The organism is Rhodopseudomonas palustris (assembly GCF_003226555.1).
Taxonomy (GTDB): Bacteria; Pseudomonadota; Alphaproteobacteria; order Rhizobiales; family Xanthobacteraceae; genus Rhodopseudomonas; species Rhodopseudomonas palustris_I.
Genome location: NZ_QKQS01000012.1, coordinates 20,519 through 35,792, shown reverse-complemented (window position 1 = coordinate 35,792; position 15,274 = coordinate 20,519). Strand labels below are relative to the sequence as shown.

Genomic DNA, 15,274 nt, shown 5'->3' with positions numbered 1-15,274 from the left:
GTTCGAAGGATAGGTGGCTTCGCCTTCGGCAACCTACGCCGCGATCGCCTCGGCGATCTGATCGAGCGGGTGGTTGGTGAGGTCCTTCGCCAGCGAGCGGATCAGCGAGGCCTCAACCGTCTTGTGCAGGATCGGGCGGATCTGGCCGAGCGTCTGCGGGTCGGCGACCAGCACGAGCTGATCGAACTCGCCGTCCAGCTTCATCTTGTTCAGCGTGTTGGTGAGCTGCTTGGCGAAAGTGGCTTCGTCGGTCTGGCTGGCGGTCTGATCCTCGGGGCGCGAGCCCGACGGGCCGTCGTTTTCAAGGTTGACCGGCTCCAGCTTGCGCTCCTGCCGAAGCGTGATGTTCGCCGGCTTGCCGGTGTTGCGCAGCAGCAACGCGCCGCGGCCGTCGGCGACCACCACCAGCGTATTGTGCGGAATAAGCGCCATCGATTGATTTCCCCTTCAACTGTTGCGGCCGTTTGGGTGCGGCCGGTGCCAGTTGCCAACCGGGGAGGCGGGAGTTGGTTCCGCGGACTGGCCCGACTTGATTGCCGCAGGCTGGACCACACCCGTCAAAGCAGTCGCGCGATCCCAGTCCACAGACGTGATCGTACTCAGCGATCCGTCGGTTTCCAGCACTACCGCGTCGACATCCGCGACCGACGCGACGCCGCTGTTGCGCAGCGCCGCCGCAATCTCGTCCTTGGTGACGCGCTGAGACCGCAAAGCCGGTTCGATGAACGCTCCGCGATATAACAGAAGCGTCGGCTCGCTCTTGACCAGCCCTTCGACCCGGCTCGACCGCACAGACGCCCAGGTGATCAGATATTGCAGGCCAATCAGTAATGCGAGGGCCAACAATCCTTCCGCCAGCGATACCGAAGTGTTCAGCGCAATGGTGGCGAGCGTCGAACCCAACGCCACGGTGACGACCAGATCGAATGCATTCAGCTTGGTCAGCGTGCGCTTGCCCGAGATGCGCAAGAACGCGACCAAGGCAATATAGGCAATGGGCGTGACCACCAGCACATGGAGCAGGCCGTCCATCTGGCTTCCCTAAAATTACGGGAGTTGCGGCAAAGGCCAGGGGCGGCCTTTGCCTGCGCTCGCTCCTGATCGGTTACTTGTTGTTGCGGCTGGTCGACGAGCTGCCGCTCTGGCCGCTGCTCGAGGACGAAGAACCGGTGGTCTGGCTGTCGCTGCTGTTCATCGCCTGAATGATCGCCATCGAATGCGGGCCGATCATCATCATCACTGGATCGCCGTCGCGGTCCTTGGCCGAAACTGCGAAGGTTTGTGGAACCACCTTCACGTCGGAGAAGCCGGCGCTCTGCAACTTGGTGCGGATCTGCTGCGGCAGGTTCTGGGCCGACTGCGAACCCTTCACCGAGTCGGTGGAGGTCTGCATGTTCGAGTTGTTGGTCGAGCTGTGGGTGCCTGTACCGCCGGCGTTCTTGGTGCTGTCCATGGCGCCGGGACCGGCCGCGAAAGCCGCGGTGGTGAGTGCGGTCGAGAGAATTGCGCAGGTCACGATTTGCTTGATCATCGAAGGATCTCCTTGGGTTGGAAGAGGAGTCGCCCTTGCCGCGCCAACCGCTGTCACTTCGCATCGTTCCTGTGCGCCCGCGTACACCAGGAGGCTCTCCCCCATCCGTTCAGTTCTGCTGCTGGTTGCTGGGCAGCCCCGCGCTGCCGCCGCTTATCGCGCCGGTTCGGATCGGCTAGGAACGCCCGCAACGGCGCGACTCTGTCCGCGCACCAGAGGGCGGGAAACGATAATGAAGCCGGCCGACACAGCGCTTGCGCTCCTCGTCGCGTTGATCTGGGGGCTCGGCTTCGTGTTCACGCGCTACGCGCTGACCGAGATGTCGCCGACGGTGCTGAACTTGCTCCGTTTCGCCATTACCGCATTGCCCTGTCTGCTGCTGCCACGGCCGCAACTGGCCTGGACAGTGTGGGTGGGGATCAGCCTGCTGCTGGTGTGGCAATATCTCACCCAGAGCTGGGGGATTTCGCAGGGCGTGCCGGCGGGACTGACCGCGGTGATCGTGCAGAGCCAGGCCTTGTTCACGATTGCCTTTGCGGCGGTGCTGCTCGGCGAGCGACCGACCCGCGCGCAACTGACCGGGATCGGTGTCGCAGCCTGCGGGTTGCTGATGATCTGCTTCACCGTCGGCTATGATTTCACCCTGGTGGCTTTCGCCGTCACCATGACGGCGCCGATCGCCTTTGCCTTCTCCAATCTGCTGCTGCGACAGGCGCGGGACGTGCCGATGCTCGATCTGTTCGCCTGGATCAGCTTCGCATCGCTGCCGCCGCTGGCGCTCGCCGCCTGGGTAACGGACGGCGGGCCGGCGATCTGGCACGAACTGACTCATCTGTCGCCGGGGGTGATGGCGGCGATGCTGTCGCTGTCGGTCGGCTCGACCACCATCGGCTATTGGATCTGGGGACGGCTGCTGCACGCCTATAGCGCCGCCCAGGTTGTGCCTTTTGCATTGCTGGTGCCGTTCATCGGGGCGGGGGCGTCGAGCCTGGTGTTCGGGGAGACGTTCGGACCGCTGCGGCTCACCGGGATGCTGATCGTGGTCGCCGGCCTCGCCATCATGTTGCTGTTCGGCCGCGCCCGGCCGCCGCTGCCGGAGGTGGGCTGAGGCGCGCCAAAAGTCGTAAGCGGCGGGTTTTCCGCATCGCGGCAGCCATGCTGTCCTAACCGCCACAAATCGCCGCCGCGGGCTTGTGTCCGGGCACCCGGACCCCTAAAAACCAGCGGCAATTCAACGGTCGGCCGGCTTGGCCCGATCATACCAGCACGGGCGGGACGGGCCGCCGAGAAAGAGGAACGAGGATGCGAGTTTACTACGATCGCGACGCCGATCTGAACCTGATCAAGGGCAAGAAGGTCGCCGTCATCGGCTATGGCAGCCAGGGCCACGCCCACGCGCTGAACCTGAAGGATTCGGGCGTCAAGGACGTCGCGATCGCGCTGCGCAAGGGCTCGGCGTCCGCCAAGAAGGCCGAGAACGCCGGCTTCAAGGTGATGGACGTCGCCGAGGCTGCGAAGTGGGCCGACGTCATGATGATGCTGACGCCGGACGAATTGCAGGCCGACATCTACCGCGAGCATCTGCACGACAACATGAAGCAGGGCGCGGCGCTGCTGTTCGCCCACGGCCTCAACGTCCACTTCAACCTGATCGAGCCGCGCGCCGACCTCGACGTGCTGATGGTCGCGCCGAAGGGCCCCGGCCACACCGTGCGCTCCGAATATCAGCGCGGCGGCGGCGTGCCGTGCCTGATCGCGATCCACAAGGACGCCTCGGGCAACGCCCACGACCTCGGCCTCAGCTACGCCTCGGCGATCGGCGGCGGCCGCGCCGGCATCATCGAGACCTCGTTCCGCGAGGAATGCGAGACCGACCTGTTCGGCGAGCAGGTGGTGCTGTGCGGCGGTCTGGTCGAGCTGATCAAGGCCGGCTTCGAGACCCTGGTGGAAGCCGGCTACGCGCCGGAAATGGCCTATTTCGAGTGCCTGCACGAAGTGAAGCTGATCGTCGACCTGATCTATGAAGGCGGCATCGCCAACATGAACTACTCGATCTCCAACACCGCGGAATACGGCGAGTACGTCACCGGTCCGCGCATCGTCACCGCCGAGACCAAGGCGGAGATGAAGCGGGTGCTGGAAGACATCCAGAACGGCATCTTCACCCGCAACTGGATGCTCGAGAACAAGGTCAACCAGACCTCGTTCAAGGCCACCCGCGCCAAGCTGGCGCAGCACCCGATCGAGGAAGTCGGCGCGAAACTCCGCGACATGATGCCCTGGATCAAGAAGGGCGCTCTGGTCGACAAGTCGAAGAACTAAGCGAACAGGTTCATTGAACTTCGGTTGAATATCAATCGAATATGCTCGCATAGCGTGCGTTGATCTAGTAACGAATCCCTCGGCTCCTTAGAGTCGGGGGATTTTCTATGTCTGAGAACGGTATTCAGTTGTCACTGAAGGGGCAGACGTTCAAATTTGAATTGTTGCCAATTATTGGCGGCGTTGTAGAGGCAGCAGCGAAGACGCTTCTCGCCGTTAAGACCGGAGGAGCGTCTCTTGCCATCGCACCTAATATCATTACTGGGTTCTTCGGCGCCCTTAAGGGAGTGGCACGCGAAGAGACGCTTGAATTGCGTGCCTGGCAACTGGTTTCCGGCGGATTACTATATGCTATCGAAAAGTCAGTTGCTGAGTTGAAGCTGACAAAGTCCTGGACACCAGAAGATCTGAAGGTGTTGATGACGGACCTTGGTCGGCGAATCGAGACGCGCACCTATACGATCGAGCCTGACTTCTTTTCAAAGCCGAATGGTCTAGTCCTTTTGGACGATGTAGCCCACGAATTGGCGGCCTGGTGTTATCGTTTTGGCGGCGTAGATGAGCCGGCTCAAAGTAGAGCGAAAATCGAGCAGCATTTTCCTGGCGGTCTGCATCGAGCCTGGATGAAAAATCCTAGTCGCTTTGATGTGCTCGAAACGGCTCTCAATTCACCCTTCACTAGCTCCATGCAGGCCCAGCAGCAATTTGATGGATATCTTCAGTACTTGGAAGAGCAGTTTACCGAGCTTCGCCTGATTGGGCAGGATGAAGATGATCCTGCAGCAGTCACATTGGCTCGAGTTTTTGTTCCGTTGCGGGCATATGTTGAAATTAAACCTGCGACTTCAAATCAAGGTGTGATCGAGAAGCCGGCTGATTTGGTTGTCCAGCACGAGACAAAAAAGAAGGTGATGCCCTTCTTTGAAGCGCTTGAAACTTGGATGGCCGCGTTAGATCGGCGGGATACGCTGCGCATTGTAAGTGGCGGGCCAGGAATTGGAAAATCAAGCTCAATGCGAGCATTTGCGGCTCGAATTGCTCGTCTCGGTTCTGTTTATCCTATTCTAATTCCCCTTCAAAAACTTGAGAGGCCAGAGCGTCCTCTTCGTGAGCGAATCAAAGATTACTTAGTAGATACGAGGAGTATCCCACTTACCACGTCTCCACTTGAGAGGGATGTAGGAGTTGAAGGCAAGCCGCTGTTGTTGATCTTTGACGGTTTAGATGAATTAGTTCGGCCTGGAAAGGATGCTGACGATATCGCTCGTGAGTTTATGTCAGATCTAAGGGGATTGCTTGACCAAGAAAACGGACACCAAGGCGTGGTTCGTTGCATTGCGGTGGTCACGGGGAGAATCGCCGCCGCCAGCAGTGCGGGCAGAGCTTTGAAATGTTCTGGAGAGCAGATTCTTTTCTTAATGCGGTTCGCAGAGCCTCGAAATAGAGATGCGCATCCTTCACCCTATATCGACCCAAATAATCTTCTTGCTGAGGACCAAAGGGTGTCTTGGTGGAATCTTTGGAAGGAGACCTCGGTAAGTATCCCCCAAACCGTGCCTCCGATACTGCTGCATCCTGACTTTTTCGACATTACGGTTGAGCCCCTTCTTCTGTATTTTGTTGCCTTGATACGTCCCTGGGAGGCGAAATCAAAAAAGGAAGGTGTGGCTCGAAACTGGCTCTACAATCGGCTTCTGCATCATTTTTTTGATCGAGAATGCGACAAAGGAGACCGAAATTTCGCGACGGAGTTTCAGCAGTTTGCAGATTATGAAACAGTTCTTCAGGCGATGGCATTCTCAGCTTGGTATGATGGGTCTGCTCGAACTGGATCTATTGATGTGGTTGATAAGTTACTTCGCGACTGGGACTCGCAAGTCGCGCAATCATTCAAGAATATTGTTGGTTCCACGAAGCCCGCTATCGGAGCAGCCTTGGCATTCTATATGAAGCCGGGGGAAAGGCCGAACTCGTTTGAGTTCTTGCATAAGACGTTTGCGGAGTATCTTGTCGCTCGACGAATTGTGAAGGTTGTCTGGTCGAATGCCGAAGACTTTGCGCGTTCAAGGAAAGAAAAGAGCGGGAGGAGTAAAGATTTTGATGAAACGAAGGTGCTTCGAGATTGGATGAGGCTGATGGGGCCTCGGCCAATCGATTATGATTTGTTGCGTTTCTTGAGGGAGGAGCTATCTAATTTGTATGGGGAGGCGAAAGAAGATGTTGCGCTTTTGCGCGACTCGTTGGCCAAATGTATGCAGTTCGGCTTGCGTGAGGGATTGCCTGCTCATGCACTTTTCCAATTGCCTGATGATCAATTGGTGCGCCGTCCTCAGTCGTTTCGAGAGGCAGTGGAGCAGGCCAGAAATGCCGAAGAAGCTCTGTTGGCTTGTTTGAATGCAGCCATTCTTCCTGAGTTGAACGAGCTCACCTTTCGACCGATTGATTTCCGTCCTGACGGTCATGACTCGACGAGTATTGGAAGCCTTATAGTGAGGTTGCGAGGTCAGCGGGTCGGGGGATATATTCTAGCCCTTACATTGTTTTCGGGCATCGACTGTTCACGGGAGATCCTTCATCTGCAAGATCTATACAACTTATGTGCGATAAAGGCGGATTTTTCAAAATCCCAGCTCTTCATGGCCATCATGTGGGATGCTGATGTAACGGACGCCAATTTTGACGGGGCAGATTTATGGAGCGCTGTATTTAGGAGCCCGGAGCAACTTTCGAGCAATCGACTGACCGATGATCAGCTGGAACGCATCCAATTCGATCAGGAATTGGCTGGGGGACCGCGGAGCAAGCGTCGAAGGAAGAAGTAATAGCTGGTGTGTCTCGGATGTTGCTCTCTTTCTGAGGAGCGGTAGCAGGACTCCACCACTGTGGCTCAGCACCCGATCGAGGAATTCGGCGCGAAACTCCGCGACATGATGCCTTGGATCAAGAAGGGCGCGCTGGTCGACAAGTCGAAGAACTAAGCAGCCTCTGCTGCGTCATTGCGAGCCAACGGGTCCGGCCTCTGGCCGGCCCGATGATAGGCTCCGCGAAGCAATCCAGAGCTCTGAGCAGAGACTGGATTGCTTCGTCGCTTCGCTTCTCGCAATGACAGGTCATCAACGGGATCGCGGCAACGCGGTCCCGTTTTGCATTTCGGTCCGGTGCAATCCGCCGCAGCCCTGCTTGCTTGATCTGGTCCGACCAGATTGGTAGGGTCAGACATGGCGACCCCACTCAGTTCCGAGACCTCGCATACGGTCCGCAGGACACTGGAATTCGTGCAGCATCACCGGCTGGCGAAGGGCGACCGGCTGCCGTCGGAGCGGGAGCTGTCGGAGCGGTTCGGGGTGGCGCGCAGTTCGGTGCGCGAGGCGCTGGCGGTGCTGGACGCGATGCGCATCACTGAGCGCCGGCCGAAATCTGGCATCTATTTGCGCAATGCCGTCGAGGACGGCGGGCTCGATGCGTTGGTGCTGCAGGCCGATCTCGGGCTGACCTTCGATCCGCAAGTCACCCGCGACGTCACTGAGGCCCGTATCATCTGCGAGGAGCAGGCGCTGCGGCTCGCCTGCCAGCGCCGCACCGACGCGGATCTGACCAGGCTCCACCAGTCGCTACAAACCTACGCGGCGACGATCCAGGCCGGCGGCGATCTGGCCGAGGCCGACGTCGACTTCCATCTCGCGCTGGTGGCCGCCAGCCAGAACCGCATTCTGGTGCGCACCCTGACGCCGCTGATGCTGATGAGCCGGCGCTGGCGGGAGCGCTACTTTGAGTCCGATGCGATCCGCCGCCGCTCGCTCGCGGATCATCGCGCTTTCGTCGCTGCGATCGAAGCGCGTGACGAGGTGACCGCCGCCGCTCAGGTGCGGCGCCACGTCGAGACCGCTGCAGCCGACGTGCGGGCGCTTGCCGAGCAGGGCGGCCTGGCCGCGACTAACACGACCTGAAACACCCGCGTCTCCGACGCGCCACAAACAACCCCGGTTAACGGGAGAGCTTCGCGCGGCACCAGCCGCATCGAGGAAACGCAAGAAGAAGGATCAAGAATGCGTAAGACGACAACCTCCGTGGCCGCACTTGCGGCTGCGATCGCGATGCTGGCCACAGGCCCGGCGCTCGCTCAGAAGAAATACGGCCCCGGCGCCAGCGACACCGAGATCAAGCTCGGTAACACCGTGCCGTACAGCGGCCCGGCTTCGGCCTATGGCATTCTCGGCAAGACCTACGCGGCCTATTTCAAGAAGATCAACGAAGAAGGCGGCATCAACGGCCGCAAGATCAACGTGATCTCCTACGACGACGCGTATTCGCCGCCGAAGACGGTCGAACAGACCCGCAAGCTGGTCGAGAGCGACGAGGTGCTCGCGGTGTTCGGTAATGTCGGCACCGCGTCGAACGTCGCGATCCAGAAATATCTCAACGCGCGCAAGACGCCGCAACTGTTCCTCGCCACCGGCGCCACGCGCTGGAACGATCCGAAGCAGTTCCCATGGACGATGGGCTGGCTGCCGAGCTATCAGGCCGAAGCCACGGCCTATGCCAAGTATCTCCTGAAGGAAAAGCCGAATGCCAAGATCGGCGTGCTCTATCAGAACGACGATTTTGGCAAGGACTACATCCGTGGCCTGAAGGAAGGGCTGGGCGACAAGGCGGCGTCGATGCTCGTCGCCGAGGCCAGCTACGAAGTCGCCGAGCCGACCATCGACTCGCAGATCGTCAAGCTGAAGGCGTCCGGCGCCGACACGCTGTTCTCGTTCGCCACCGGCAAGTTCGCCGCGCAGTCGATCAAGAAGGTCGCCGAACTCGGCTGGAAGCCGCTGCACATCGTGCCGAACGCTTCGTCGTCGCTCGGCACCGTGCTGAAGCCGGCCGGCCTCGACAACGCGCAGGATCTGGTGTCCGCGACCTTCGCCAAGGATCCGACCGATCCGCAGTGGAACGACGATCCCGGCATGAAGAAATTCCATGCCTTCGTCGAAAAATACATCCCCGAAGGCAAGGCGATGGAAAGCACCGTGCTGTCCGGCTACAGCATCGCCCAGACGATGGAGCAAGCGCTTCGGATGTGCGGCGACGACCTGTCCCGCGCGAACCTGATGAAGCAGGCGGCCAACATGCAGGGCGTCCAGCTCGACGGTCTGCTGCCGGGCGTCACCGTCAACACATCGCCGACCGATTTTGCCCCGATCGATCAGTTCCAGATGATGAGCTTCAAGGGCGAACGCTGGCAGCGCTTCGGCGACGTCATCAAGGGCGAGGTAGCCGTCGCCGGCAACTGATCGCACGGCGGCAATCCCCTCTCCCCGAGCGCGGGGAGAGGGGAGGTCGGCTTTGTGGCGACACGAATGGCAGCGGGATCGCGGTGACGCGGTCCCGTTTTGCTGTGATAGGATGCCGGCGTTCGAACGGAGCGAGCCATGAAGTCTGTCGTCGTCACCGGCGTGTCCACCGGGATCGGTAATGCCATTGCACGGATGCTGCTGGACAAGGGATTCCGGGTGTTCGGCAGCGTGCGCAAGCACAGCGACGCCGAGCGCCTGATCGTCGAATTCGGTAGCGGCTTCAGGCCGCTGGTGTTCGACGTCACCGATGAAGCCGCGGTCCGGGCGGCGGCCGACGAGGTGCGGGCAGCGCTCGACGGCGAGACACTCGCCGGGCTCGTCAACAATGCCGGCATTGCGGTCGCGGGCCCGGTGCTCGATCTGCCGGCCGATGAATTCCGCCGCCAGTTCGACGTCAACGTGATCGGGCCGATCCTCGCGACCCAGGCGTTCGCGCCGCTGCTCGGCACCGACCGGTCGCTGCGCGGCACGCCGGGGCGGATCGTGATGATGTCGTCGATCGCCGCCAAATTCGGCAATCCGCTGATGGCTGCGTACTCTGCCTCCAAGCACGCGCTGAACGGGCTGTCGGACGGGCTGCGGCGCGAACTGATGCTATTCGGCATCGATGTGGTGGTGGTCATGCCGGGCGCCGTCAAAACGCCGATCTGGGCCAAGGCCGAGCGGGAGGACGTGTCGCGGTTTTCGAACTCGCCGTTCTATCCGGCGCTGCAGAAGCTGCGCGCGCTGCTGCCGCAGATGGACGAAAGCGGACTGCCGCCGGAGACGATCGCGCAGCACGTCTATGACGCGCTGACCGCGCTGTCGCCGAAGGCGCACGACGTCATCACGCCCGGGCCGCTGCAGTTCTGGTTGTCGACCAAGCTGCCGCCGCGCTGGATCGACAAGGTCGTCGCCAAACGGCTGGGACTGAAGCCCGCGAAGTCATGACTTGTTTGACGGCTCGCCGGGGAGATCCTCGATTCGATCAAGCTGGTTGGTCCCGTCCGGTCGGAACGACCTGACAGTTGGCGTCTGCAGGGACGGCGCGTGGACGCGCAGAAGACCCCGCGAAGAGCGCTTAACCGGTCGCGATCGGCATCCGCCGCGGCCGATCACGGTCAATATGACGAACGGTCGCCTGGCGGTCTCTTACGCCTCCCGCTGATCCGGCCTAAGGTAACAAATGAGGCGAGACTTGGTGATCAGCCTCCAGTACCTTTCGCGGAGCAGCCGAGTCTCAGAATTCCGCTCCGATTTTGTTAGCGTGGCCAACGTCCTTGCTGACGATCAAAGCCGACCTCGATTGACTCAAGGGAAACATCACCGCCGTCCCCTCGGAGCAGCCTATTTCACAACGCATCGAGACGATGCGAGTGCCGAGTTCTGACCTTGGGTCGCGGCGGGGTCATGACAATTTTAGAATTATTCCCAATTGTGGTTCAGCGCTCTAGTGGTTTGATCGTTTTGACTAGCCATCAGATTGTCGAGGATTAATATGCGTAGAGTGAATTACTTGATCATTGTGGCCTTCGTTGGCGGACCGGTGGTTGCCGGTGCTTGGTGGTTTTCTTCCTGCCAAGGTCGCATGCAGGCGTGCTACTCGTCGTTTCGAGGGGCAATCAGCGGCGTCGATCGCCTTGCGCAGGCTAGGCAGCTATCAATCCATGGGGGATTCACCGCGTCTCCCAGAATGGTCGCGTTCCAAGTACCTCTTGGCGATGGGGTCGATGGTATCGTTTTATTGGATCGCGTCAGCGAGGCCCAGCGGCTGATCGCGACCAACAACTATACGCATTGGTCACCGCGCCTTTCCATGGACGGAGAACGTCTGGTCTTTGTCAGGCAGATGGTGAGAAGCGAAGAACGGGAATTGCTGAGCTGTGAAGTAATCACATGGCATTGTTCAGTCTTGTTTCGTACCAAAGCGGCGCTGTCCTCACCAGTCGACGTCCAGAATGGGGACGTCATATTCTCTACAACGGTGCAAAAAGCGAACGGCAGCAGAGGGTTTGACGTTTTCGTCGTGCGTAAAGGGCAAATGCCAGTGCGCCTGACCAATTATGAAGCATTCACTCTGTCGCCAATCAGCGTGGGCGGCAACAAGATCGCCTTCGGTGCGGGTGGAAGCCGTAGTCTTGACTCGAGCCCCTGCGCGGATGGCAAGATTCTAGAATGCGACATGAGCGTGATTTACGTACTCGAGTTTGACCCTTCAACTGCAAAAATTCTAAACAAACCGACTACTGTAGCTCCGCGGTTCACGGTCGCAGGTTATTCGACTAGTCCGATTTTGTCTGGTGATGGGAAATGGGTGGCTTTTCTAAATACGAATAGAAAAGGAAATCCTTGGCGCTACCACATGGTGGTGGCCGATCTCCATGGTGTTGTTCACGATGAGGTATCCGTTGAAGGTCTTGGCTTCTCGTCGGGCGCATTCGTAGACAATTCGTTGTTGGTGAATGAGTTGTTTGAAGATCATTATCGAATTCTTAGCGTTGATCTTTTTTCGAGGCGGGTGACCAGCATGCGTCTGAATCATTCACCCGACTATCTCAAGGCCATCGAGCCAATTGTTCTTGCGATCGATGAATCGCCCGCTATGCGTTGAATGTGCGGCCGACGCCGCGGCGGATCGAAGTGCCGCGAGCAGTGCATTGAGATGAGCGTGCGTCCTGAGCTTTCTGAGTGAACGGGAGCGGGACAAGCAGCTTTGCAAGGGCAAGTCTGGGGCGGATGGTGTTCCGCTTATCCGCTCCACGTTACCGTAGCCTCACGCGGTCCCACAACGCGCGTGCCGCCACGTCCGGTGTGCTGCCTGATCCCGCCTGCAGGTTAGCGGCGCGCATCGCCTCGATGTCGATACGGCCTAGCAGGGGCTGCAGGGCGGTGCGGAGTTTGGTGTCGTTCGCGCGCTTCGGGGTCAGCAGCAGCACCGCGTCGTAGGGCGGGATCGCCTGTTTCGGATCGTCGAGCACGACGAGGTCGTATTTGGCGATCAGCCCGTCCGAGGTGTAGCCGGCGATCAGGTCGACTTCGCCCGAAGCGACCGCGGCGTACATGAAATCGGGCTGCATCTGCCGCTCTGTTTTGAACGCCAGCCCATAGGCGCTGCGCAGGCTGGCCCATTCCGGCCGCGAGAAGAACTCGTAGTCGCCGGCGATCGTCATCGACGGCGCGCGCGCGGCGAGATCGGCGATCGAGTGGATATTCAGCGCCTCGGCCTTGGCGCGCGGCATCACCAGCGCATAGGCGTTGGCGAAGCCGAGTTCGCCGAGCAGGGTGACGCCGTCCTTGGCGAGATCCTGTTTCAGGTCGGCAATCACCTGATCCCGTGGGGCGATGCCGGGATGCTCGAACTGGTTGGCCCACAGCGTGCCGGAGTAGTCGACATAGGCGTCGATGTTGCCGCTTTTGAGCGCATCATAGATCACGCTGGAGCCGAGGCCGGCGCGCGTGGTCGCGGTCAATCCTGCAGCGTCGAGGCGCTGCTCGAGCAGCGCTGCCAACACGTATTGCTCGGTGAAGGTTTTGGCGCCGATCACATAGGTGCTCCTCGCTGCCGCAGTCGGCAGCAGCGTCGCGATCACGATTGCGGCGATGCCCGCCGACCCCAATCCGATCCGCCAGCGGCTGCCGCGGCGCAGACCAATCTCCACCAACGCGAGCAGTTGATCGACCGCGAGCGCCAGCACCGCAGCGGCGGCGCAGCCGAACAGCACCAGAATCCAATTCTGGGTCTGCAGGCCGGCGAAGATGTAGTTACCGAGGCTGGTCTGGCCGATCGGCGTCGATAGCGTCGCGGTGCCGATCACCCACACTGCCGCGGTGCGGATGCCGGCCATGATCACCGGCAGCGCGAGCGGCAGCTCGACCATGGTCAGCACCTGACGGTCGGTCATGCCGACGCCCTCGGCTGCTTCGATCAGCGCCGGATCGATGCCGTCGAGCCCGGTGATGGTGTTGCGCAGCACCGGCAGCATCGAATACAGCGCCAGCGCCAGCACCGCGGGCAGGAAGCCGAACGCGGAGAAACTGACGCCGAATGCGCTTGCCGAGAGTGCCGCAAGCGCCAGTAGCAGCGGATAGAACAGCGCCAGCAGCGCAAGGCCAGGGACGGTCTGCACCACGCCGGCAAAGCCGAGCAGGGCGCCGCGGAGCAGCGGCCGATGCCGGGCGAAGATCGCCAGCGGCAGGCTGACGATCAGTCCGAGCGCGAGCGCAGCCAGGCTGACGCGCACATGGGCGCCGAGATAGTCGGGCAGATTGGCGAGCGCGTCGCGCCAGCGCGGATCGGCGAACAGGCTCATGCCGCGCCGTCCCGCGGCAGCAATGCGCCGAGCCGCTGCGCCTGCCGGCGTGGCGTCTGCAGCAGCTCGGCGACGTAGGCGTCGCGGCTGCCCGCAAGCTCACCCGGAGTGCCGAGTGCCAGCAGCCGTCCGTGATGCATCACCGCGACCCGGTCGGCCAGCAGCAGCGCTTCGGTGATGTCGTGGGTGATCAGTACGGTGGTGAGCTTCAGCCGGTCGTGCAGGGCGCGAAAGTCTTCGCCGAGCGCGTCGCGGGTGAGCGGATCGAGCGCCCCGAAAGGCTCGTCCATCAGCACGATCTCCGGCCTGGCGGCGAGTGCGCGGGCGACGCCGACGCGCTGGCGCTGGCCGCCGGAGAGTTGGTGCGGCAGCCGGTTCCGATGCTGCGCCGGATCGAGCCGCACCAGATCGAGCAGCTCATCGACCCGCGCGGCGATGTCGGTGTTCGGCCAGTTCAGCAGCTTCGGCGTGATCCCGATATTGCGTGCCACAGTGAGATGCGGGAACAGCCCGCCATTCTGGAACACCATGCCGATGCCGCGCCGAAGCGTGATCGGATCGGCGGAGCGGACATCGCGGCCGTCGATCGCAATCGCGCCCGCATCGGCGTCGATCAGGCGATTGGTCAGCCGCAGCAGCGTGGTTTTGCCGGAGCCCGAGCCTCCGACGATGGCGAGCAGTTCGCCGCGCTGCACCGCGAGTGAGATATCGTCGATCGCCTTGATCCGGCCGCCGCCGAAACTCTTGGTGACGCTGTCGTAGGCGATCATCGGCGAAGCTGGGCTCATCATGGGCGCAGCATGGCCGCCGGAGACCGCAGGGCGCAAGCCAGACTTGCATGTCGGCGCGCGGCGTTGAATGGTCGCCGCCGGCAAGCAAGCGGGGAGAGGGCGTGACGGAAACGGACAATGCGGCGGTGGCGCTGCAGGACGCCACGGTGGCGTTCCGGCTCGCCGATGCGCGGACCTATACGGCGGTGGAGCATGCGACGCTGACGGTGGCGGATGGTGAGTTCGTCGCCATCGTCGGCCCGACCGGCTGCGGCAAGTCGACCTTACTCAACGTCGCGGCCGGGCTGCTGCGCCCCGCCGCCGGCACGGTGCGGATTTTCGGCGCGCCGCTGGGCGGCCTCAATCCGCAGGCCGGCTATCTGTTTCAGGCCGATGCGCTGTTTCCGTGGAAGACGGCGATCGACAATGTCGCGATCGGGTTGGAAATTGCCGGCACGCCGCGCAGCGAAGCGCTGGCGCGCGCGCAGGGCTGGCTGGAGACGGTCGGGCTCGGCGCGTTCGCGCAGCGCTATCCGCACATGCTGTCGGGCGGCCAGCGCAAGCGCGTCGGCCTCGCCCAGGTGCTGATCCGCGACCCGAAAATCCTGCTGATGGACGAGCCGTTCGGCCCGCTCGATGCGCAGACAAGGCAGATCATGGGCAATCTGCTGCTGCAGCTGTGGAGCGCGCACAAGAAGGCGGTGCTGTTCGTCACTCACGATCTCGAAGAAGCGATCGCACTCGCCGATCGGGTGGTGATCATGTCGGCCGGTCCATCCTCGCGCATCGTCGGCGACTGGCGGATCGAACTGCCGCGCCCGCGCGACATCTTCGAGATCCGCCTGACCCACGATTTCCACACGCTGCATCGTGAGATCTGGGCCGTCCTGCGCGAGCAGGTGATGAAGGCGTATGGGCAGGTGGCATGATGCATTTAGCTTTTGCCGCGGACTTGCCCCGAGCACGGCGCGCTCCCTCTCCCGCTTGCGGGGGAGGGCTGGGGTGGGGGCGCCGCGAGGA

General features: G+C 61.3%; 13 protein-coding genes. 8 read left to right on the top strand and 5 right to left on the bottom strand.

All coding sequences use genetic code 11. The annotated features are described in order from the left end of the window. Nucleotides 1-33: 33 nt before the first annotated feature. The 3 genes from DNX69_RS06820 to DNX69_RS06810 form a co-directional block, all read right to left on the bottom strand. The gene (locus DNX69_RS06820; RefSeq protein ID WP_110785267.1) at nt 34-432 is read right to left on the bottom strand and encodes a host attachment family protein; all 399 of its coding nucleotides are present in this window, start codon (nt 430-432) and stop codon (nt 34-36) included. A 15-nt stretch (nt 433-447) separates the two neighbouring features. Next, on the bottom strand, nt 448-1,032 hold the full coding sequence (locus DNX69_RS06815; RefSeq protein ID WP_110785266.1) for a DUF421 domain-containing protein: 585 nt from the start codon (nt 1,030-1,032) through the stop codon (nt 448-450). Between the two features lie 73 nt (nt 1,033-1,105). Next, a complete protein-coding gene (locus DNX69_RS06810) occupies nt 1,106-1,531 on the bottom strand; it encodes a hypothetical protein (protein ID WP_110785265.1) in 426 nt (141 codons plus the stop codon). 232 nt (nt 1,532-1,763) lie between these two features. On the opposite strand from DNX69_RS06810, the gene DNX69_RS06805 reads away from it, so the two are divergent. The 7 genes from DNX69_RS06805 to DNX69_RS26055 all read left to right on the top strand — a co-directional run bounded on the left by DNX69_RS06805 (nt 1,764) and on the right by DNX69_RS26055 (nt 11,785). After that, nucleotides 1,764-2,639, top strand: coding sequence for an EamA family transporter (locus tag DNX69_RS06805; RefSeq protein WP_110785264.1), 876 nt, complete (start codon nt 1,764-1,766; stop codon nt 2,637-2,639). A gap of 194 nt (nt 2,640-2,833) precedes the next feature. Next, nucleotides 2,834-3,853, top strand: coding sequence for a ketol-acid reductoisomerase (gene ilvC, locus DNX69_RS06800; protein ID WP_110785263.1), 1,020 nt, complete (start codon nt 2,834-2,836; stop codon nt 3,851-3,853). 107 nt (nt 3,854-3,960) lie between these two features. Further along, on the top strand, nt 3,961-6,675 hold the full coding sequence (locus tag DNX69_RS26060) for an NACHT domain-containing protein (RefSeq protein ID WP_133255981.1): 2,715 nt from the start codon (nt 3,961-3,963) through the stop codon (nt 6,673-6,675). A gap of 396 nt (nt 6,676-7,071) precedes the next feature. Beyond that, a complete protein-coding gene (locus tag DNX69_RS06790; protein ID WP_110785261.1) occupies nt 7,072-7,800 on the top strand; it encodes a FadR/GntR family transcriptional regulator in 729 nt (242 codons plus the stop codon). Between the two features lie 99 nt (nt 7,801-7,899). Continuing rightward, nucleotides 7,900-9,132 carry an ABC transporter substrate-binding protein gene (locus DNX69_RS06785; RefSeq protein ID WP_110785260.1) on the top strand — a complete coding sequence of 411 codons (1,233 nt, stop codon included), beginning with the start codon at nt 7,900-7,902 and terminating at the stop codon, nt 9,130-9,132. A 138-nt stretch (nt 9,133-9,270) separates the two neighbouring features. Then, complete coding sequence (locus DNX69_RS06780; RefSeq protein WP_110785259.1) at nt 9,271-10,125, top strand: SDR family oxidoreductase; 855 nt, start codon at nt 9,271-9,273, stop codon at nt 10,123-10,125. Nucleotides 10,126-10,681: 556 nt separating this feature from the next. After that, nucleotides 10,682-11,785: a hypothetical protein gene (locus DNX69_RS26055; RefSeq protein ID WP_133255980.1), complete on the top strand. Its 1,104-nt coding sequence runs from the start codon at nt 10,682-10,684 to the stop codon at nt 11,783-11,785. A gap of 151 nt (nt 11,786-11,936) precedes the next feature. On the opposite strand, the gene DNX69_RS06775 is transcribed toward DNX69_RS26055, so the two are convergent. Together DNX69_RS06775 and DNX69_RS06770 are read right to left on the bottom strand one after the other, a co-directional pair. Beyond that, nucleotides 11,937-13,484, bottom strand: a complete 1,548-nt coding sequence (locus DNX69_RS06775; protein ID WP_110785258.1) for an ABC transporter permease/substrate-binding protein — start codon at nt 13,482-13,484, stop codon at nt 11,937-11,939. Beyond that, nucleotides 13,481-14,272 carry an ATP-binding cassette domain-containing protein gene (locus tag DNX69_RS06770; RefSeq protein WP_165825202.1) on the bottom strand — a complete coding sequence of 264 codons (792 nt, stop codon included), beginning with the start codon at nt 14,270-14,272 and terminating at the stop codon, nt 13,481-13,483. Before DNX69_RS06770 ends, DNX69_RS06775 begins: the two co-directional genes overlap by 4 nt. A 50-nt stretch (nt 14,273-14,322) precedes the next feature. Here DNX69_RS06770 and DNX69_RS06765 point away from each other — a divergent pair, with 50 nt between their 5' ends. Continuing rightward, nucleotides 14,323-15,183 (top strand): ABC transporter ATP-binding protein, encoded by an 861-nt coding sequence (locus tag DNX69_RS06765; protein WP_234826884.1) that lies wholly within the window; start codon nt 14,323-14,325, stop codon nt 15,181-15,183. Nucleotides 15,184-15,274: the final 91 nt, after the last annotated feature.